18 protein-coding genes are annotated in these 18,010 nt (G+C 61.9%); 3 read left to right on the forward strand and 15 right to left on the reverse strand.

The genetic code is table 11. The annotated features are described in order from the left end of the window. Nucleotides 1-107: 107 nt before the first annotated feature. From BMZ66_RS08770 to BMZ66_RS08780, 3 genes are all read right to left on the reverse strand, one after another. Complete coding sequence (locus BMZ66_RS08770) at nucleotides 108-572, reverse strand: energy transducer TonB (RefSeq protein ID WP_092671247.1); 465 nt, start codon at nucleotides 570-572, stop codon at nucleotides 108-110. Nucleotides 573-640: 68 nt separating this feature from the next. Continuing rightward, nucleotides 641-3,073, reverse strand: a complete 2,433-nt coding sequence (locus BMZ66_RS08775) for a penicillin acylase family protein (RefSeq protein WP_092671250.1) — start codon at nucleotides 3,071-3,073, stop codon at nucleotides 641-643. 138 nt (nucleotides 3,074-3,211) lie between these two features. Beyond that, nucleotides 3,212-4,087 (reverse strand): septal ring lytic transglycosylase RlpA family protein, encoded by an 876-nt coding sequence (locus BMZ66_RS08780; RefSeq protein ID WP_092671253.1) that lies wholly within the window; start codon nucleotides 4,085-4,087, stop codon nucleotides 3,212-3,214. A 346-nt stretch (nucleotides 4,088-4,433) separates the two neighbouring features. On the opposite strand from BMZ66_RS08780, the gene BMZ66_RS08785 reads away from it, so the two are divergent. Continuing rightward, nucleotides 4,434-5,351, forward strand: coding sequence for a DUF72 domain-containing protein (locus tag BMZ66_RS08785; RefSeq protein WP_092671256.1), 918 nt, complete (start codon nucleotides 4,434-4,436; stop codon nucleotides 5,349-5,351). Here the strand turns inward: BMZ66_RS08785 and BMZ66_RS08790 are convergent. The 4 genes from BMZ66_RS08790 to BMZ66_RS08805 form a co-directional block, all read right to left on the reverse strand. Further along, nucleotides 5,314-5,922: an arylesterase gene (locus tag BMZ66_RS08790; RefSeq protein WP_092671259.1), complete on the reverse strand. Its 609-nt coding sequence runs from the start codon at nucleotides 5,920-5,922 to the stop codon at nucleotides 5,314-5,316. The two genes, BMZ66_RS08785 and BMZ66_RS08790, sit on opposite strands and share 38 nt — an antisense overlap. A gap of 154 nt (nucleotides 5,923-6,076) precedes the next feature. Further along, nucleotides 6,077-6,379 (reverse strand): DUF4286 family protein, encoded by a 303-nt coding sequence (locus BMZ66_RS08795; protein WP_092672959.1) that lies wholly within the window; start codon nucleotides 6,377-6,379, stop codon nucleotides 6,077-6,079. 108 nt (nucleotides 6,380-6,487) lie between these two features. After that, nucleotides 6,488-6,934, reverse strand: coding sequence for a DUF6526 family protein (locus BMZ66_RS08800; RefSeq protein WP_143080120.1), 447 nt, complete (start codon nucleotides 6,932-6,934; stop codon nucleotides 6,488-6,490). Between the two features lie 108 nt (nucleotides 6,935-7,042). Beyond that, entirely contained in the window at nucleotides 7,043-7,462 is a 420-nt protein-coding gene (locus BMZ66_RS08805; RefSeq protein WP_092671265.1) for a hypothetical protein, read from the reverse strand. Between the two features lie 140 nt (nucleotides 7,463-7,602). Between BMZ66_RS08805 and BMZ66_RS08810 the strand changes: the two genes are divergently transcribed. After that, entirely contained in the window at nucleotides 7,603-8,064 is a 462-nt protein-coding gene (locus BMZ66_RS08810; protein ID WP_092671268.1) for a GNAT family N-acetyltransferase, read from the forward strand. 22 nt (nucleotides 8,065-8,086) lie between these two features. On the opposite strand, the gene BMZ66_RS08815 is transcribed toward BMZ66_RS08810, so the two are convergent. Further along, the gene (locus tag BMZ66_RS08815) at nucleotides 8,087-9,322 is read right to left on the reverse strand and encodes an MFS transporter (RefSeq protein WP_092671271.1); all 1,236 of its coding nucleotides are present in this window, start codon (nucleotides 9,320-9,322) and stop codon (nucleotides 8,087-8,089) included. A 191-nt stretch (nucleotides 9,323-9,513) separates the two neighbouring features. On the opposite strand from BMZ66_RS08815, the gene BMZ66_RS08820 reads away from it, so the two are divergent. Beyond that, nucleotides 9,514-10,617 carry an OmpA family protein gene (locus BMZ66_RS08820; RefSeq protein ID WP_092671274.1) on the forward strand — a complete coding sequence of 368 codons (1,104 nt, stop codon included), beginning with the start codon at nucleotides 9,514-9,516 and terminating at the stop codon, nucleotides 10,615-10,617. A 70-nt stretch (nucleotides 10,618-10,687) separates the two neighbouring features. Here the strand turns inward: BMZ66_RS08820 and BMZ66_RS08825 are convergent, their stop codons facing one another. From BMZ66_RS08825 to BMZ66_RS08855, 7 genes are all read right to left on the reverse strand, one after another. Further along, the gene (locus BMZ66_RS08825; RefSeq protein WP_092671277.1) at nucleotides 10,688-11,626 is read right to left on the reverse strand and encodes a cation diffusion facilitator family transporter; all 939 of its coding nucleotides are present in this window, start codon (nucleotides 11,624-11,626) and stop codon (nucleotides 10,688-10,690) included. A 74-nt stretch (nucleotides 11,627-11,700) separates the two neighbouring features. After that, nucleotides 11,701-12,408, reverse strand: a complete 708-nt coding sequence (locus BMZ66_RS08830) for a ClpP family protease (RefSeq protein WP_177204659.1) — start codon at nucleotides 12,406-12,408, stop codon at nucleotides 11,701-11,703. A gap of 260 nt (nucleotides 12,409-12,668) precedes the next feature. Beyond that, nucleotides 12,669-12,944 (reverse strand): hypothetical protein, encoded by a 276-nt coding sequence (locus BMZ66_RS08835; protein WP_092671280.1) that lies wholly within the window; start codon nucleotides 12,942-12,944, stop codon nucleotides 12,669-12,671. A gap of 3 nt (nucleotides 12,945-12,947) precedes the next feature. Then, nucleotides 12,948-13,529 carry an RNA polymerase sigma factor gene (locus BMZ66_RS08840; protein WP_092671284.1) on the reverse strand — a complete coding sequence of 194 codons (582 nt, stop codon included), beginning with the start codon at nucleotides 13,527-13,529 and terminating at the stop codon, nucleotides 12,948-12,950. Nucleotides 13,530-13,888: 359 nt separating this feature from the next. Further along, nucleotides 13,889-14,824: an NAD(P)/FAD-dependent oxidoreductase gene (locus tag BMZ66_RS08845; RefSeq protein WP_092671290.1), complete on the reverse strand. Its 936-nt coding sequence runs from the start codon at nucleotides 14,822-14,824 to the stop codon at nucleotides 13,889-13,891. Nucleotides 14,825-14,969: 145 nt separating this feature from the next. Next, entirely contained in the window at nucleotides 14,970-15,527 is a 558-nt protein-coding gene (locus BMZ66_RS08850; RefSeq protein ID WP_234795042.1) for a hypothetical protein, read from the reverse strand. 46 nt (nucleotides 15,528-15,573) lie between these two features. Then, a complete protein-coding gene (locus BMZ66_RS08855) occupies nucleotides 15,574-17,994 on the reverse strand; it encodes a TonB-dependent receptor (protein ID WP_177204660.1) in 2,421 nt (806 codons plus the stop codon). Nucleotides 17,995-18,010: the final 16 nt, after the last annotated feature.

The raw sequence follows: 18,010 nt of genomic DNA on the forward strand, positions 1-18,010 counted from the left end.
AGCCGCTGCAAAAGCAGGCACTTGAGCCGATTAAATAGGAGCAAAAAAGGGCGGGTGCTCATGCCACAAATTTATAAGCGGCCCGACAGAGAGGCTTGCTGAGATTTCTATTTCTTTTTGGGGGAAGTAGGTATTTGGAACGTGACAGGAAGTGTCAACGCCACTGGCACTGCTTTTCCCGTTTGTTTGGCTGGAGTGAAACGCGGCAGCTGCTGCACAGCAGCTAGTGTTGCTTCATCGCAGCCGCCGCCTATGCCTTTTATAACAGTTACATCTTGCACTAGCCCATCTGTGGCGACAGTGAATGTAACAAATACTCTTCCTTGAATATCTTGGGCTAATGCCTGTTCAGGATAGATTATGTGATTTTGTACAGCATTAATAATTGCTGCAATACCACCGCCACCTGCTAATTCAGGCATTTGCTCAGGAGCTCCCCAGCACATATTGTAGCTATTCCCTAATGAGGGACTTTCAGCAATGGGCGGAGATTTCGACTTCTGCCCAATAGCACTGCTCGCTCCATAGAAGAGCATGACTAGACCAAAAACGAAAAAACGTGAACAGAACATGGTGGTTCTTATTACGATAAATAGGGTGCCTACGTCTGCTCTTTAAAAGCAATTCGACATTCTCAAACTCACTTGCCCTGCATTGTCCAGGCGGTGGGCACGCGCGGGTGCTGCTCCTGGGCCGAGCGTAGAAACACCAGCTCGTCGAGCTGGCCCACGCGCCAGGTTTCCAGCAGGTTGTTGTAGAAGGGCGAGCCGGGGTTACCGCTCTGCCCGCCGGGGTATACGCCAAAGGCTTGCACCTGGGGGCCCAGCGCCACCACCATGCGCCAGGAGGGGCCGTTGCGTTCAGAAGTGGCGTTCACGATGCCGCTGCCGCCACCGCAGTCCACGTCCATTTGCCCAAAGCCGGGGAGGCGGGCCAGGTGCAGAATGTCGGTGCTCTTCTGGTCGGCCCAGCGCCACTTCGGGCCGATTGGGCCATACTTGCGGGTGAGGGAGTCGGCGGCAAATTTCAGGCTTTGCCGGGCCAGCTCGGGAAGGGTTTCGGGGGCGGGAGTGCGACGGTCGTCTATCCAGGGGCTGTTCTCTTCTTTCAGAATGAGGTTATTGGTGCGGTCGCGGGCGGGGTAGCGCATTTCTACGCCGGTCACTCTGGGGCTGAAATCGTCCTCCCAAATGCGTTTTACCAGGTTGCCGTACCAGAGCTCGAACAGGCTGGGGCCGATGGCATCGGCGTCGTAGAAGTAATTCCACTTGCGCAGCTCGGCCAGGGCTTTGCCGGCTGGCGAGTTGGCATCGGTGCCTTCTGCCAAAGCCAGCAGGCGCGGCAGCATGAGCTGGGCGTTGAGATTGAGGTTGTCGTTCTGGAGCAGGCGCAGGCTGTCGGGCGTGGCGTGGGTCATTTGGGCCAGGCGCTGGTTGATGCGGTGGCCGCGTTCGTAGCTGGCAAAGTCCCAGTTGAGGTAATACGGGTAGTCGGGGCCGGCCGAAAACTGGTTGGCCGAGCTCACAAATCCACGGGTAGGGTTTTTGACGTGGGGGTTGTGGGCGGCCGGTATCCAGCCCTGCCAGTCGTGGGCCGGGCTGGTGCCGTCGAGTACGAACTTGCCCTGGTTGCGCCATTTCAGCGGGAAGTGACCGTTGGGCCAGATGGCAATGTCGCGCTCGTTGCTGGCAAAAATGAAGTTCTGGGCCGGCGAGCCGTAGTGGGGCAGCGCCGCGAGATAGTCTTGATAGTTGCGGGCGCGGTTGAGCAGGTAAAAGGCCTTTACCTCGTTGCCGCCGTCGTGGGCGGTCCAGCGCAGGGCGTGGGCAATGGGCGTTTGGGCGTTGAAAGGCTTTTCGGGGCGGTCGTATACTATCGGGCCGTGGTGGCTATATAATACGGTGTCGAGGCGGTCGGGCTGGCCGCGCACCTTGATGCGCTCCACCACGCGGCGAATGGGCTTCCAGCGGCCGTCGTGCCAATACTCGCGCTGGGTGCGGTCGCGAAACTTCAACTGGTAGAAGTCGAGCACGTCGGCAGCTACGTTGGTTACGCCCCAGGCCACGTTTTCATTGAACCCGATGATGACCACGGGCGCCCCGGGAATGGTGACGCCGTACACGTTCACCCCGGGCGCGTGCAGCTGCACCTGGTACCAAATGCTGGGCAGTTTGAGCTGCAGGTGCGGGTCGTTGGCCAGCAGCGGGTAGCCCGAGGCCGACTTGGCGCCACTTACGGCAAAGTTGTTGGAGCCCAGCTCCGCGTCGGGCTCTGCCTGGAGCACTTTGGCCGAGTAGCTGGCCTGAAAATCGGTGGGCGTGGGGGGTACCGGCACCGGCTTGAAATCCAGGGGCGTGCCCGTGGGCACAATGGGGTCTTCGCGGGTGGGGTAGTCCGGAAACAGGTCTTTCACCACGGCCTTGCCGTACTTGCCCAAGATGTTGCTCATGCGCAGGTCGTCGCTGCGGCCGCTCAGGTCCCAGGCCATGAGCTGCAGCAGCAGGGCGCATTTCAGGGGTTTCCAAGGCTCGGGGCGGTAGTCGAGAAGCTTGTACTCGAAGGGCAGCGTGGCGGGCGTGAGCTGCTCGATGTAGGTATTGATGCCGCGGGAATAGGCCTCCAGCACGACGCGCGTGGTGGGGTCGGCCAGCATTTTCTGAGCCGAACGCTCGGCCCCGAAGGGCAGGCCCATGCGCCGCTGAAACCGGTCGTATTCCAGGGCTTTGTCACCCACTATCTCCGAAATGCGGCCGGCGGCGACGTGGGTTTGAAACTCCATCTGCCAGAGGCGGTCGCGGGCCGTAACGTAGCCCAGGGCGAAGTGCAGGTCGGCGTCGTTTTGGGCGAAGATGTGGGGCACGCGGCGGTCGTCGAAGCGCACCGTCACGGGCTGCTGCAGGCCGGGCAGCGCCAGCGTCTGCTGGGTCGGAAAATCGCTCGGCCGCTCGCCGTTTTGCCAAAAGCCGCGGTAGGGGCTCAGCAGCTTGCCGAAGGGGGGCACGTCGCCGTGCTTGGTGTTCAGCGCCCACACCAAGGTGAGGCTGACGGCCAGCGCCAGTAAGGCCTTTATCATTTAGCAATCAACATTTATCATTCAACAATCAACCAAATGAAGCAGCCGGCAAGTAACAACAATGCGGGCAACCATCAGCTGTATGAGCACCAAAGCGCTCAATTGTTCAATGCTAATTGTTAAATGTTAAATGGAAAATCACCGAAGGGCCACCTCGCGCACGAGCCCGCCGATGCCCCAGGTCATGAGCTGTTTGCGGACGGCTTCGGCCTCGGGGCGCTCGCCGAAGTTGCCCACGAGCACGCGGCTGCGCTGCCGCCCGTCGAGCAAGTACTGCGACACCATCACCTGCATTTCGGGCAGCAAGGATTTGATGCGCGCCTGCACCGTGTGGGCATTGGCAGCATCCACGAACGAACCCGCCTGAATAAGGAAGCCCGTGGGGCAGTTCACCGATTCGGTGGCGGCCGTGACGGCGGTTTTGGTAGCGGGGGAGGCAGCAATCAGAGCTGGCTTGGCGGTAGGCTCGGCGAGCTCCTCTTCATCGGGCACCGAGTAGGTGGCGAAGGCGGCGTCGGGGTTGGGGTCGGCGGCGTAGAGGTCGGCTAGGTTATCGGGGGTGATGGCCGGGCCCAGGGGCGTCTCGGTTTCCACTACTTCGGCCACCACGGTGGCAGCGCCGGACTCGGTAATGCCCAAGGGGCGGGCAGCAATTTCCGAAAGGTCGATGATGCGCTGGTGGCGGAACGGGCCGCGGTCCGTAACGCGCACTACTACCGACTTACCATTCTTCACGTTCGTAACCCGCAGGCGGGTGCCGAAGGGCAAGGTTTTGTGGGCGCAGGTATACTTGAACCGGTTGTAGCGCTCGCCGCTGGTGGTTTTTTTTCCTTGAAAGTAGCTGCCATACCAGGAGGCCCGACCGCGCAGCACCGTAGTGACGTTTGCGGTAGGGTTAGTTGCTGATTTGCTGACGCCGGGGGCGGTGGCTTGCACCGGGGCGCTAAACAAGGTCAGCAACAGAAATAGAAGGCTGGCAAGGACAGGTACTTTAGAAGGATAGGATAAAATCATGCTTTTCGCAGATGGTGAGCAGAACAAACATAAGTCCACCCCCAAGAGCAATGCTAAATCTTACACCACCTCTACTAACTGCGTTAGGTTAATAATTGTCCTTTTCTGATAAAACTTGCATTTAATTAATTCGCTTACTAGTTAAAAAAGCAGCCGTCAGGCAACGTGAAAGTATATTTTGCGGAAAACCGGTTAGCCTATTGTGCCTGTGCCAAAATTAGATTATGCAGTACGTGTAAAATTTGGGCATCAGGTGTTCAGCTTACTTCAAAACCCGTTTGCATAATTGCCAGTTTTGTCGTAAGAGCAGTAAGGTGCTGCGAAGGGGTAGCCGTACCTTTGCCGTATGGATTTTGGCCGCCTGCCCGACCTGCGCTACGTCGATTTTCGATTGCCCCCCGACCACCCCGAGACGGCGCGGGTGCTGGCCCGTGCCCGCCCCACCCAGCCCGCACCGGTGGGCCTGCGCGTGGGTTGCCCCATCTGGACCAATAAGGAGTGGCTCGGCACGTATTTCCCCGCCGGCATCAAGGAGCCCGACTACCTGCATTACTACGCGCAGCAGTTCAACAGCATCGAGCTAAACACGACGCACTACCGCATCCCCGATGCGGGCACGGTGCGGCGCTGGCGCGAGGCCGTGGGGCCGGGCTTTAAATTTTGCCCCAAGCTGCCGCGCAGCATCAGCCACGAGCGGGAGCTATTTCAGGCCGATGACCTGGTGGTGCCCATGGCCCGCGCCTACGAGAGCCTGGCCGACAACCTGGGCTGGGCCTTTCTGCAGCTGCCGCCGCATTTCGGCCCCGAGCACCTGCCCCGCCTCGAACGGTTTCTGCTCGACTTTCCGGAGAGCGTGCCGCTGGCCGTGGAGCTGCGCCACCCGCGCTGGTTTGCCGACCAGGCCCTGGCCGATGCCGTGTACGCCACCTTTGAGGCGCTAAACAAAACGCTGGTGATAACCGACGTGGCCGGCCGGCGCGATGTGCTGCCCATGCGCCTGACCACGCCGGTGGCCTTCATCCGCTTCAACGGCCACGGCCTGCACAGCTCCGACTACCAGCGCGCCGACGCCTGGGCCGAACGCCTGGCCGCCTGGGTGGCCCAGGGCGTGCACGACATTTACTTCTTCATTCACCAGAAAGACGTGCGCCACGCCCCCGTGCTGGCCACGTACTTCCTCGACAAGATGCGGACGCTCACTGGCATAGTGGTGCCGCCGCCGTTCATTATTCCCCAGCCGGTACAGGGGAATCTGTTCGGGTAAGGAGCAGCGGCTTCAGAATCTGCCAGACGTTTTCGGCCAGGATTTTCTGGCCCGCCGCGTTGGGGTGCACGCCGTCGGCGAGGTTCAGGTCGCGGCGGCCGAGCACGCCCTGCAGCAGGAAGGGCACGAAGGGCAAGCTGTTTTTGTCGGACAGCAACCGGAACAGAGCTTTGAATTCGGTAGCGTAATGGGCCAGGCGGTGGCCGCCCAGCGGACCCAGGTCGAAGGGAAACTCCAGGCCGGCCAGCACTATTTGCGCCGCCGGGTACTGCCGCCGCACCGCATCGATGATGAATTGCAGGTTCTGAGTGGTTTCGCGCACGGGGATGCCCCGGATACCGTCGTTGGCCCCGAGGGCCAACACGAACACGTCGACGGGGTGGCGGGCCAGCACCGAGGCCAAGCGCTGCCGGCCGCCGGCGCTGGTTTCGCCGCTCACTCCGTAATTGTAGGCTTTATAAGGAAGCTGCTGCTCGTCGAGCCGCTGCTGAATAAGGGCTGGGAAGCTAGCGGCAGCGGGCAGGCCGTGGCCCGCGGTGAGGCTGTCGCCGAAGAAGATGAGATTTTTCATAGTATGCTGTTTTAACAGCATCAAGGCCGTTTTCGTGCCCTTGGCTAAGCTGTTGGCTATTGGCTGATAGCTGTTAGCTTTCTGCTAGAGGCAAAGACACTAGGCCAGGAGCTATCAGCCAACAGCCAATAGCTAACAGCCAATAACCAGCAGCTTACTCCACTACTTCGAGCACGGTGCGGAAGGACACGTACTGGCCGGCAAAGTGGGCTTCCATTTCGGCACGCAGGGCGGGGGCGCACACGCGCTGGTATTCTTCCAGCTGCTCCACGCTGATGCAGTAATACTGGGCCGCGTAGGTGATGCCGTCGTCTTCCTCGTTGAGCAGGCGGCATAGCTGGCTCTTGAGGAAGAAGCCGGTTTCCATTACCTCTGGCATGTGAGTAGTGCGCATGTAGTCCAACCACTTATCGGCGACGGCGGGCTCGATGCTGCTGGTAACGTTGTAGAGAATCATGGTCAATGGGTGAATGGGCGAATGAGTGAATGGGTGAATCGGCAAAGCGAAAAAACAACGGTGAAAATCAATTCACCCATTTACTCATTCGCCCATTCACCCATTACATCAAACGCGCATGGCGTCGAACTGAAAATCTGTAATACGGGCCTGAATGTCTTTAGGCGAAAGTTTCTCGGCAACTGCGGCCTGGGCCAGGGCCGGAAGTTCGGCGTCGCCAGCCAAGCGTAGGCTGAGTATTTGGCTAAGGCTGAGCTGTTTTTCGAGCGTCGCAAACCGCTGGCCGCTGACTTCAAAATACCGTTGGCGCACCTCAAGCCGGCAAATTCGGTCTTGCAGCTGCAGGGCGTAGTGCTGCCGCAGCATAATGAGCACCCCGAGGCCGATGCTGGCCAGCGCGGCTAGGCTGAACCAAAGGCGGGATATTTGGTCGTCATCGCCCGCCACTTTGGTGTAGCGCAGAATGGTATAGCCCGCCATGAGCAGGGCCAGAGGCACCAGCACGAAATGGTGCCAGGGGTAGAGCATGGTGGTGTTTTTGGTAGGAACAGTCATGGGAAATGAAACAAGCAAGAGGGCGAAAGGTAAAGGGGCTTGGGCGTAGCCGGCCAAAAAAAAGCCCCGGCCGGAGCCGGAGCTTTTCAAGGTGAAGAAGCGAGTAGGCTACTGGGCCTTTTTCATTTCCTTGGCGCGGCGCTTTTCGGCTTTCGCCAAATCCTTGGCGGCTTCCTCTTGCTTATGGGCTTCTTTGGTCGCGGTGCGCTGCTGCTTGAGTTGCTCCTTCTGAGCGCGTTCTTGCTCGCGCTGTTCTTTGAGCTGCCGCTTCAGGTCTTTTTCGTTGTTGGCCTGAGCCCGGAGTTGGTCTTTGGTGTCGCGAACGGCTTGTTCGCTGGATTTGGATTGCCGCTGCTGCTGCTCGTAGGCGGCTTTGGCTTCGTCGGCCCGCTGCTTTTGCTGCTCGGGAGTGAGCGGCATGGCGGTGGGGTCGGTGGTGGGAGCAGGCATGGGCGTGGTTTGGGCCGATGCTGCGGTGGCAAACGAAAGGGCGGCCAATAGCACGCCACTGAGAATGAGGGTTTTCATGATAGGGGTTAAAAATCAATCAACTAATGATTAGGCCTTGAAACGCAAGCCGTGGCCGGAAGTTGGATTGGCAATAACTTCAGCGGTATAAAGCGGGTAGTAATTTGCCCGAATTGATTCTTTTTACTCGCTAATTAGCTATGAAAGAGGTTTATATCCGCCATGCAACGCTTGATGATTTGGAGGCGCTCTTGCTTTTCGAGCAAGGCGTAATTGCGGCAGAAAGGCCGTATGACCCAACCCTTCGGGAAGACCCCATCAGCTACTACAACTTGCCGGAACTGCTTGCCAATCCCCGGGCGGTGGTGCTGGTGGCCGAGCAGCACCACCAAATTGTGGGCTCAGGCTACGCCCGCATTCAGCCGGCCAAAGCTTATCATAAGCACCTGGAATACGCTTACCTGGGCTTTATGTACGTGGAGCCGGGTAGTCGCGGGCAGGGCATCAACGGTTTGCTCATGGAAGCATTCAAGCAATGGACGGCCGCGCAGGGCCTCACGGAGCTACGCCTGGAGGTGTATGCCCACAACGAGCGCGCCGTGCGGGCCTATGAGAAGGCTGGCTTTGCGGCGCACATGCTCGAAATGCGGCTAAGCATATGAGCCAAAGGATAGTAGAGTCCGATTATTCCACGTAGTCTAGGTCTTTGCCGTAACTCTCGGGCAGGGTGCTCACAGCCCAGAAGGCAATAAGCAAGGACACGCCCCCCAGAATGGCCGCGCCGGGCACGAAGCCGAACTGCGCGCTCAGGAACTTGAAGGCCGGCACCAGCAGCACCACCGAGCCGCGGGCAAAGTTGGGCGCCGTGGTGGCCACCGTAGCCCGCAGGTTGGTACCGAACTGCTCGGCCGCCACTGTCACAAACAGCGCCCAGAACCCCACCGACATGCCCAGCACGAAACACACGCCATAGAACACGTTTGGCGTAGCGCCCTGAATGGCAAATAGGTACACCCCGACCATAACGGCGCAAAAGGCCAGAAACACCAGCAGTGCTTTGTTGCGCGAGCGCCAGAGCTGGCTGAGTGCCCCGCTGAGAAAGTCGCCGAACACCAGCCCGAAGTAGCACCAGAACACCGCCAGCCCCGCCGTGACCTCGCCCGTGAGGCCCAGCTCGCGCCCAAACTCCGGCGCCAGCGTTACCAGAATGCCCACCACAAACCACAGCGGCACCCCAATTAGCAGGATGCGCAGGTACTTGCCAAAGCGCGCGCTGTTGGTAAACAAGCTGAGGAAATTGCCGCGCACCACTTCCGTCTGGGCCTGCACCTGCTGAAACATGCCCGACTCGAACACGCTTACGCGTAGCAAGAGCAGCGCCAGCCCCAGCCCGCCGCCTACGAAGTAAGCGTTGCGCCACCCCAGCTTTTCGCCCACCCAGTAGGCCAGCATGGCGCCGCTCACGCCCACCGTGGCCACCACCATGGTGCCGTAGCCGCGCTTCTCCTTGGGCAGGCTCTCGCTTACCAGCGTGATGCCCGCGCCCAGCTCCCCGGCCAGCCCAATGCCGGCAATGAGCCGCAGCCAGGCGTATTGCTCCACCGAAGTCACGAAGCCGTTGGCCAGGTTGGCCAGCGAGTACAGCAGTATCGAGCCAAACAGCACCGACAGCCGCCCGCGCTTATCGCCCAATATTCCCCACAAAATGCCCCCGAGCAGCATGCCGCCCATCTGCATGTTTATCAGGAACAGGCCTTGGTTGGTAACCTCCGCTTGGTCAGTGATGCCCAGGTCTTTGAGGCTCTGGACGCGCACGATGCTGAAGAGAATCAGGTCATAAATATCAACGAAGTAGCCCAGCGCCGCCACAATTACGGCCGCGGAAAAAACATTGACTTTAGGGGTTTGAGTGGCTTGCATGGCGAAATGTAGCGCGGACGCGAAGAATTCGCTGCTTTAGCTGGCAATTGTTCGGCGTGAGGGTGCTTGGGATGATGTGCCTGACAGCGATATCTAGCCGTATTTGCTGGCTTTAGGCTCCACAACGGTCACTGGTGGCGAATGGGCGCGTGAACCGGGCACTATGTCCCGCTGTAGTCGTATACTTGGCTATGAAACAGTACGTATTTGTCTGGTTTTTAGTAGGATTGACCGCAGGGATGCCGTCGGTGGCAACGGCCCAGGCGCCCGTGGGCGAGGGGCTGCGCGGTGAGTACTACGCTGGCATCCGCTTCGCGCAACTCACACATGCGCGCACCGACGGCCCAATTGACTTCGACTGGGCTGGCGCCCCGCCCGCGCCCGGCGTCGGGTCGGAGCAATTCACCGTGCGTTGGAGCGGCTGGCTCGTGCCACCCCTCACCGGGCGTTACGTGTTGCACGTCGAGGCCGACGACGGCGTGAACTTGGTGTTGGACGAGCGCGAATTAGTAGGCGGGTGGCGCAACCGGTCCCTGCGCGCTTACCGCGTGCCCGTGTTGTTGCAGGCGGGGCGGCCCTACGCCCTGCGCCTCGACTACCTGCAGTACACGCAACGCGCCCGCGTGCGCTTGCGCTGGGAGTTGCCGCCGTCGCCCGCCGTGCTGGGCTCGTGGCGCACACTCTGGGGCGCGGCCGAGTCCCCGCTGCTCGGCGAGGGCACGCCAGTGGCTCCGATTCCGGCCCGGTACCTCTTTTCCAACTGGCCCGTTGCACCAAAGCGGCCTGCGGCGCCGATGGCTTACTCACCGGCCGGAACTCGTCGGGTGCCCGCCGGGTCTCGGCCGCCGCCCTTGCGCGTGGCGCTCGGCGAAGTGCGGGTGAAGGCGTCTCGAAAAACCCCGTCAGAACCCACGACGCCCTACGCCGACACGCTGGCGGCCCGTTTGGCCAAGGGTCAGGCCCTAACGCTGCGGACCCTGTACTTCACGCAAAGCAAGGCCGACCTGCCCATAGCAGTCCAGGCCAGCCTCGACACGCTGGCTCGGGCCCTGCGCCGCTACCCCGCCCTGCGCCTGGAAGTACAAGGCCACACCGACGACCAAGGCGACACCTTGCTCAACCGGCAACTCTCGCAGCGCCGCGCCGAGGCCGTTTGCCGCTACCTGGCCGCGCGCGGCGTGCCGACTGCGAGCTTGCGGCCCGTGGGCAGGGGAGGCACCCAACCCATCGCCGACAATGCCGTGCTCACGGAGCGGCCCCGTAACCGGCGGGTGGTGCTGCGTCCCGTGCCTTAGGAGGTCATTTTCAAGGGAAAAGAGAGTTTGCATATCAATTCCCCTTGCCACGCATAGTAAAGCTATGCCCTCAAGGGCAACCGCTGGCGCACCCGCCGGGCGTAGGGCCGTCTTCCACCTGCACGGTGCTGTGATGAATGTGAAACTCGGTTTCCAGGCCCTTGGCCAGGCGGGCCAGCCACGCGGCATCGGCACCGCCGGGGCGCACCAAGTGAGCGGTGAGGGCCGTGTCGTGGTCGCCGCTGCTCAGGCTCCACACGTGCAGGTCGTGCACGCTCACTACATCGGGTTGGTTGAGTAAGAAGGTTTGTACGGCCTCTAGGTCGATGCCATCCGGCACGGCTTGCAGGCCCAAGCGCACGGTGTCGCGCAGCAGGCCCCAGGAACTGACGGCAATCATGGCCAGGATGACGACGCTGATGGCGGGGTCGAGCCAGGTCCAGCCGGTCAGCATTACCAAGCCGCCGCCAACCACTACGCCCACGCTCACCAGCATGTCGGTTACCATGTGCAGGTAGGCGCCGCGGACGTTTACGTCGCTTTTTTGACCGTGCCGAAACAGCCAAGCCGTGAAACCATTGATGAGCACCCCAATGCCAGCCAGCAGCATCACCGTAGTACCATTCACGGGGGCTGGGTGGCGAAAGTGGTCGATGGTTTCCCAGAGAATGAAGCCTAGCGCGGCGTAGAGCAAGGCAGCATTCAGTAGGGCCGCCTGAATGGTGGCGCCCTTGTACCCGTAGGTGTAGCGGCTCGAGGAGCGCCGGCCAGCCAGCCAGGCGGCGCCCCAGGCCAAGGCCAGGCTCAGCACGTCGCTTAGGTTATGGCCTGCATCGGCGAGCAGGGCCACCGAATTGGCCGCCAGGCCGCCAATGGTTTCGGCCACCACAAAACCCAGGTTGAGGGCGATGCCAGTGGCGAAAGCCGCGCTGAAGGCGCCCCCGGGCGGCGGGGCCGCGTGCGCATGGCCAGCGTGGCCGTGCGAGTGATGAGCGTGGTTGTGAGGCATGAAGGAAGCACGTGGTACTGTCGCAAGAACGCAACAGCCGCGCAATGGGTGCGGTTTGTGCCTCTTTCTTCTCGTCAAGCGGGGCGTGGCGGCGTGCGCGTCAGCACCTCGTCAATGAGGCCGTACTCTTTGGCTTCGTCGGCGCGCAACCAGTAGTCGCGGTCCGAGTCGTCGTGGATTTGCTGGTAGGTTTTGCCGGTACGCTCGGCGTAGATGCTGTAGAGTTCCTGGCGCAGCTTCACCACTTCGCGGGCCGTGATTTCGATGTCGGCCGAGGGGCCTTGCACTCCGCCCGAGGGCTGGTGAATCATCACGCGGGCGTGGGGGAGGGCCGAGCGTTTGCCCAGCGCGCCGCCCGCCAGCAGGAACGCGCCCATCGAGGCCGCCAGGCCCGTGCAAATGGTGGCCACGTCGGGCCCCACATACTGCATGGTGTCGTACATGCCCAGGCCCGCATACACCGAGCCGCCGGGCGAGTTGATGTACAGCAGAATGTCTTTGCGGGCATCGGCCGACTCCAAGAACAGCAGCTGGGCGTTGATGATGTTGGCAATGTTGTCGTCCACGGCCGTGCCCAAGAACACAATTCGGTCCATGATAAGGCGCGAAAACACGTCGATTTCGGCGAAGCGGGTGGGCCGTTCCTCAATCACAGAGCGGGTCATGCCGTGCACATAAGGACGGGCAATGCCCTCAACGTAAGACATATATTGGTCGACGCCCAGGCCGTTGAGGCCCTGGCCCTTGACGGCGAACTTGCGGAATTCTTGTTTGCTCAGCATGATGTAGGTTGGAATAAGGAGAAAGTGGGATTGCAGCGGAACAGGCATAGCATGGCCGCGCAGCCTGCTGAGGCGCTGGTTTGAATAAGATTTTGGGAACGATGTAGAGACGCGACACCTCGCGTCTCGGCGTTGAACGACGGGCGGCAGTAGAGTGGGCAGCGAACGGCGCGCACACCGAGATGCGAACCGCAGGTCGGCGTAGCCAAGTGTCGCGTCTCTACACTACCCTGCCGTTTGGCTCATTATATAATACAGTCCTAGCCACGCAGCCAGCCCAGGAACTGGTAAAGTTTCCTCACCCAGCCGCCCGGCCGGGCGGCATAAAGCTGCGCGTGAATGGCGGCCAACTCGCGCCGCAACTGGCGCCGACCAGCCATCTGTAAGCCGGCATATAGATGCTGCTGGGCCACGGTGTCAGCGTGCAGTTCGCCGTCGAGCAGCTGGTGTAGGTGCCAGTCGGCGGCGGGCAGGGCGGCCGGGCCATGCAGTAGCTGCGATTCGATAAGAGCCAGGCGTTCGAGTTCGGGGCGCATGGCTTAATAGTGAATAGCTTCCGGGGTGACAGCGGCCCGTACCGATTGCCGCAGCCGCTCAAGGCACTTGAATTTCTGCACCGTAGCCGAACGCACGGTGCGGTAGCCGTGGGTGGCGGCAATGTCCGTCAGGGGCTGCTGAAAGTAGTAGAAGCTCAGCAGGATGTTTCTGCATTTCTCGCCCAGTCGCTCCACGTACTCAAGAACCGTGAACCCCGACTCGGCAGGCGCGGACGGCTCGGCAGCCAGCTGGCTGGGGTCGTCGGGGAGGGCATCTTGCGGCAGGCGGGCACGGCGGCGCTGCTCGTGGTGCCACAAGTTGCGGCTGATGCCCACTAAATAGGTGCTGGCCGAGGCCGTGAGGACCAGCGTTCCAGCCACTGCCTGCTCATAGAGAAGCACCAGCGCATCGTGAAATACATCTTGCGCATCGTGCGGCGTGCCGCCGTGGTTGCCCACGTAGCGGCGCACCACGGGAAACGCCTGGCGGTACAGCTGCGTCAGGGCGCGTTCGCGGTTAGCGAGCAGGTCCTCGCGCAAGAGCGCCGCAGGCGAGAAGGTCGGAAGTTGAGGCGAAGGAACCATAGGAGTGGCTGTGTACCTAGTTAATCCAGTTCCGGGGCAAGTATCACCTTTTAACGCAAAATAGCTGCGCTATTTTCTGTTGGGGAAAGCAGCATGTCCAGAAATCAATCAGAATAATTGGCCATTATGCCACGCTTGAAGGCTTTTCAGGTCCACACGAAAGCATTGGCGCCGGAGAGGCTTGTGCTGAAAGAACGGCAACTCGAAAAGAATAATAGGCGCTCAAAGGCTTTTGCCGCTGCTTCATTTCAAATGATTCAACGCGTGACCTAATGCCTCAAACGCAAAAAAGCTGAGCAGTCCTGGCGGACTAACTCAGCTTTAGGGTGCTGGTGTGATTACTCGGCCTGACGAGGGGCCTAGGCCATTACGCAGTCTTGCAAAATCAACTCGTTATTGAGGAAAGTAGCTGCGCGGGTGCCGCTGGCGGCGGCCAGAATGGCCTGCTGGTAGGGACCGGTCATGTCCCCCACGGCGTACACGTTGGGCACGCTGGTTTGGCCGGCGTCGTTCACGTCCACATACACGTCGTCGGCGGTGAAATGACAGCCTAGCTGCCTGGCCAAGTCGCTGCGTTGGCGCTGCACGGGGCGCACAAAAAGAGCATCCACAGCCTGGCGGGTGCCGTCCTCAAACAAGATGGCCCGCAGGCACTTGGCTGTGCCATCGATGGTCGTGATGGGCGTTTCGAGCACAGTGATGCCCAGCTGGGCGAGGTGCTTGCGCTGGGCGGGTGCCAGGTCGGCGGGGCCGTCGGTGCACAGCGTCAGGCGGGGCGCCCAGTGGTGCAGGTGCACGGCTTGCTGGTAGGCGCTTTCGCCGCGGCCGTACACAGCCACCTGGCTGTAGCGAGTTTCCCAGCCGTGGCAGTACGGGCAATGATAAACGCCCCGGCCCCACAGCTCGGCCAGGCCCGGCACGGCGGGCAGCTCGTCGACAACGCCGGTCGCCAGTATCAGGGCGAGGGCCGAAACTTCGGCGCCGCTGCTCAGGGTGAGCTCACACTGGCCGGTGGCCGAGACGCGGGCTTCGCGGGCGAGGTCGGCGCAGATTTCAACCTGGTAGGGCCGCAGTTGCTCGCGACCGATGCGCAGCAATTCCTCGGGCGCGGCTCCGTCGCGGGTGAAGAAGCTGTGCGAGTGGAAGGACGGTGCATTGCGCGACGGCCCACCGTCGAGCACGAGCACGCGGCGCCGCGAACGCCCCAGCACCAACGCGGCGCTCAGGCCGGCGTTGCTGGCGCCCACAATTATCATGTCGTAATGAGCCGCAGTCGGCCGGGGAATTCTACGCATAGCGAAATAGGATTGCAGAAAAAGTGAGTTGATAGCGAAGGCAGGAGCGGGGGGAATAAAGCCTCCCACAGGAAGCCTCGGGTAAGCAGGCCCGGGCACTGGGCCAGAGTCCGCTTCCCCGAGGCCAATTGGAGCGGGCCCGCGGTTACTGCACCGTCACGGGGAAGGTTACTTCCACGTCAACATCGCCAGCGGTTTCCGAGCCGGTCTTGCTGCCGGGCTGGTGGCGCAGGGTGATTTTGAGCGTGCCGTTGCCGGCTGCGTTGGTAACTACCCGAGTTGCGAGGCCAATTTGTAGGTTGTTCTTGTCGAGGTCGGTGCGCGTGATGGTGAGCAGGCTGGGGGGCGTGCTTTGGTAAATAAAGAGGTGCTCATCACTCTCTTCTGCTACCTCTTTGGTGACGTCTGCCATTGGGTTCTTAGTCTCGTCAGACAGCGTGATGGCCCCGGTGTAAGTGGTGTTGGCCCGCAGGTTCGTGGAGGTAATGGTGGGGGCGTTGCCACCCGCGCCGTCGATGTCGCGCCATGTGAAGGTGGCGGTGGGAGCGCCGGCCGTGGTGGGCGTCAGCACATACGTCACGGTCGTGATTTGTTCGTTGTCATCCTCGGGCTCAGGGTCTTTATCCTTCTTACAAGCCGAAAAAGTGAGCGGAAGGGCCAGCAGCAAAGCAGCCAGGCGGAAGCGTGATTGGAAAATGGTCATGGTGATTGAAATGGTGAAAAATGAAAAGATGGGGAAATGTGAAGTATCAATTTTTAGAAGTGCCGAAGGCCAGCGGCACCCGTAGCCGCAGCGTCACGTTGCGACCCACTTCGTCGAGGAAGTAGCGGTAGCGGTTGAGGTAGTCGCGGTAGGTGTTGTCGAGCAGGTTGGTGCCGGTCAGGCTGATTTCCAGCGGCGTGCGCGGCCCCAGCTGCAGCGTGCCCCCGATTTCGGCACCGAGCAGCCAGTAGCCGGGCGGTGGGGCCAGGTAGTCGCGCTCGTTGTTGTCGAGCGGCACGCGGGTTTGGCGGCGCACGCCTTGCGCCCCAAGCTGCGCATAGAAGCCCCGCACGCGGCGCGGCGCGTTGCGGGCGCCCTCGGCTTCGTAGCGCAGCCAGCCTTCGAGGCGGTCGGCGGGGGCCAGAATCAGGTAGTCGTCGCGGCGCAAATCCCGCTCTACCACTGTCGCGGCCTTCGCCCCCAGCGTGAGGGGCCGAGCCACCCGGTAAGCCACCAGCAAGTCGAGTCCATGAAAGCGGGCATCGGTCTGTTGGTAGCGGTAGGAGGGAAATAGCCCCCGAATGTCGAGCACGGGCGGAATGGGCGTCTGGAAAATATAATTCTGGATGTGGGTCTGGTACACCGTCAGCTCCCCGTTGAGGCGGGGATGGTCGTGCCAGCTCATGCTAAACGCCGCCGAGCGAGCCGTTTCTGGTCCCAGCCCCGGCGTGCCGGGTGGCCGGGTAATATCGTAGCCCTCTTCGTAAATGCCGTTGTGCACGCCCTGGCTGGCGCGCTCGTTGGCGGCCGGCGGCCGTTGCAGCAAGCTGGCATCGGCCCGCAGCGTCACGTGCGGCCCCAAGTCCCGCGCCACGCCCGCCGACAGCGACGGCGTAGTGAAGGCGAAGCTTTCCCGCACCACCGCGAAAGAGCCGCTCGCGCGGGACGGCCGTCGGGTTTCGAGGTAGCGGCGGTCGAGGCGCAGCCCGGCTTCCAGCAGCCAGAGGCCCGGCCGCCAGTGCCCCAGGGCATAAGCCCCGCCGCCCGCGTTGGTGAAGTAAGGGATGAAGTAGCGGCTGCCGGGCCGGTAGGTATTGTCCTGGTAAGTGCCGCTCAGGCCCAGCTCGCCGCTGAAGTCGCCGTGGGAGTGGGGCTCCCAGCGCAGGTCGGCGGTGCTGGTTTGGTTGCGGTAGTCGAGCTCCGGCAGGTTTCTCTGGGCCACGTTGTCGTTGCGCGGCCGGTACTTGTCGTACTCGCCCCGGCGGTCGGCCTGCTGGGCCAGCGTCAGGTTCAGGCGCCCGCCCCAGCCGTTCAGCTTATAAAAGCTGTTGAGCTTGAACAGCGTGTGCTGAATTTGCTGATATGGCCGGTCCAGCGCATAGCTAAACGTGGCTGGCAACGGCGCTACCGTGCCCTGGCGAGCCGTGACGTTCCAGTTTTCCGGCACCGGATACAGGCCCAGCTGGGCGTTGTATTGGCTCACAAAAGCCTCCACGCCCCAGCGCTCCCGCTGCCAGCCCACGGCCGCCGAGTAGTTGTACTCGGCCAGCCCCGATGAGCTTATCCAGTAGTCGGGCGTGCGCGAAAGCCCGGCCCGCCGCACCGTGCCCTGGGCCCGCCAGGCCAGCGAAGACAGCCCCGCCGGCGAACCCTGCACCGTGGCCGACAAAGCGCCCAGCCCGTTGTTGGAAGCGCCCACCGCGTGCACCTCGCCCGTGGTGCCCGCCGAGTCGGGCAGGGCGGCCGGCTGCACCAGCACCACCCCGCCAATGGCATCAGCCCCGTACCGAACGCCGGCCGCGCCCTTCACCACCGTCAGCTGCGAGGCCACAAAGGGGTCGATTTCCGGGCCGTGGTCCTGGCCCCACTGCTGGCCTTCCTGCCGCACCCCGTTGTTAAGCAGGGCTACGCGGTTGGAGTGCAGGCCGTGAATCATGGGCTTAAACACGTTAGGTCCGGTTTGGATGGCCGATACCCCGCTCACTTTCAGCAGGGCTTCGCCCAGGGTTTGGCCGCGGGTGGCCGCCAGGTCGGCGCCAGTCAGGGTGGCCGTGGCTTGGGTGGCTGGCGGGGGCGGGGCATGCCCGCGCACCACGGCGCCCTGCAGCTGCACCGCATCGGGGTGCAACTGGAAGTTGCGCACCACGGAGCTCGTCACGCGCACCTCGGCCGTTTCGGAGCGGAAGCCCACGAAGCTTACTTCAAGGTGATAAATGCCAGCGCACACGTGGAAGTGATAGTTGCCATAGGGGTCGGCAGCGCTCACCTCGCCCGTCTCCACCAGCCGGGCCGTAGCGCCAGGCAGCACCACGCCCGACTCGTGGTCGGCCACGCGGCCCGCCAACGCCAGGGTGCAAATATTCGAAATTGGGGCGTCTTGCGCCCGGACTGGCAGGGCCAGCAGCCCTGTCATCACCATTGCCAGCCATACCGCAACGCGGCCGGCTATGCAGGAAATTACCCTCATTAAATAGACAAGAAGC

The organism is Hymenobacter arizonensis (assembly GCF_900115775.1).
GTDB lineage: Bacteria > Bacteroidota > Bacteroidia > Cytophagales > Hymenobacteraceae > Hymenobacter > Hymenobacter arizonensis.

Excerpts from the sequence above, each read along its gene's own strand:
- BMZ66_RS08770 (WP_092671247.1), bottom strand. The coding sequence starts at position 572 with ATGTTCTGTTCACGTTTTTTCGTTTTTGGTCTAGTCATGCTCTTCTAT.
- BMZ66_RS08775 (WP_092671250.1), bottom strand. The coding sequence starts at position 3,073 with ATGATAAAGGCCTTACTGGCGCTGGCCGTCAGCCTCACCTTGGTGTGG.
- BMZ66_RS08780 (WP_092671253.1), bottom strand. The coding sequence starts at position 4,087 with ATGATTTTATCCTATCCTTCTAAAGTACCTGTCCTTGCCAGCCTTCTA.
- BMZ66_RS08785 (WP_092671256.1), top strand. The coding sequence starts at position 4,434 with ATGGATTTTGGCCGCCTGCCCGACCTGCGCTACGTCGATTTTCGATTG.
- BMZ66_RS08790 (WP_092671259.1), bottom strand. The coding sequence starts at position 5,922 with ATGAAAAATCTCATCTTCTTCGGCGACAGCCTCACCGCGGGCCACGGC.
- BMZ66_RS08795 (WP_092672959.1), bottom strand. The coding sequence starts at position 6,379 with ATGATTCTCTACAACGTTACCAGCAGCATCGAGCCCGCCGTCGCCGAT.
- BMZ66_RS08800 (WP_143080120.1), bottom strand. The coding sequence starts at position 6,934 with ATGACTGTTCCTACCAAAAACACCACCATGCTCTACCCCTGGCACCAT.
- BMZ66_RS08805 (WP_092671265.1), bottom strand. The coding sequence starts at position 7,462 with ATGAAAACCCTCATTCTCAGTGGCGTGCTATTGGCCGCCCTTTCGTTT.
- BMZ66_RS08810 (WP_092671268.1), top strand. The coding sequence starts at position 7,603 with ATGAAAGAGGTTTATATCCGCCATGCAACGCTTGATGATTTGGAGGCG.
- BMZ66_RS08815 (WP_092671271.1), bottom strand. The coding sequence starts at position 9,322 with ATGCAAGCCACTCAAACCCCTAAAGTCAATGTTTTTTCCGCGGCCGTA.
- BMZ66_RS08820 (WP_092671274.1), top strand. The coding sequence starts at position 9,514 with ATGAAACAGTACGTATTTGTCTGGTTTTTAGTAGGATTGACCGCAGGG.
- BMZ66_RS08825 (WP_092671277.1), bottom strand. The coding sequence starts at position 11,626 with ATGCCTCACAACCACGCTCATCACTCGCACGGCCACGCTGGCCATGCG.
- BMZ66_RS08830 (WP_177204659.1), bottom strand. The coding sequence starts at position 12,408 with ATGCTGAGCAAACAAGAATTCCGCAAGTTCGCCGTCAAGGGCCAGGGC.
- BMZ66_RS08835 (WP_092671280.1), bottom strand. The coding sequence starts at position 12,944 with ATGCGCCCCGAACTCGAACGCCTGGCTCTTATCGAATCGCAGCTACTG.
- BMZ66_RS08840 (WP_092671284.1), bottom strand. The coding sequence starts at position 13,529 with ATGGTTCCTTCGCCTCAACTTCCGACCTTCTCGCCTGCGGCGCTCTTG.
- BMZ66_RS08845 (WP_092671290.1), bottom strand. The coding sequence starts at position 14,824 with ATGCGTAGAATTCCCCGGCCGACTGCGGCTCATTACGACATGATAATT.
- BMZ66_RS08850 (WP_234795042.1), bottom strand. The coding sequence starts at position 15,527 with ATGACCATTTTCCAATCACGCTTCCGCCTGGCTGCTTTGCTGCTGGCC.
- BMZ66_RS08855 (WP_177204660.1), bottom strand. The coding sequence starts at position 17,994 with ATGAGGGTAATTTCCTGCATAGCCGGCCGCGTTGCGGTATGGCTGGCA.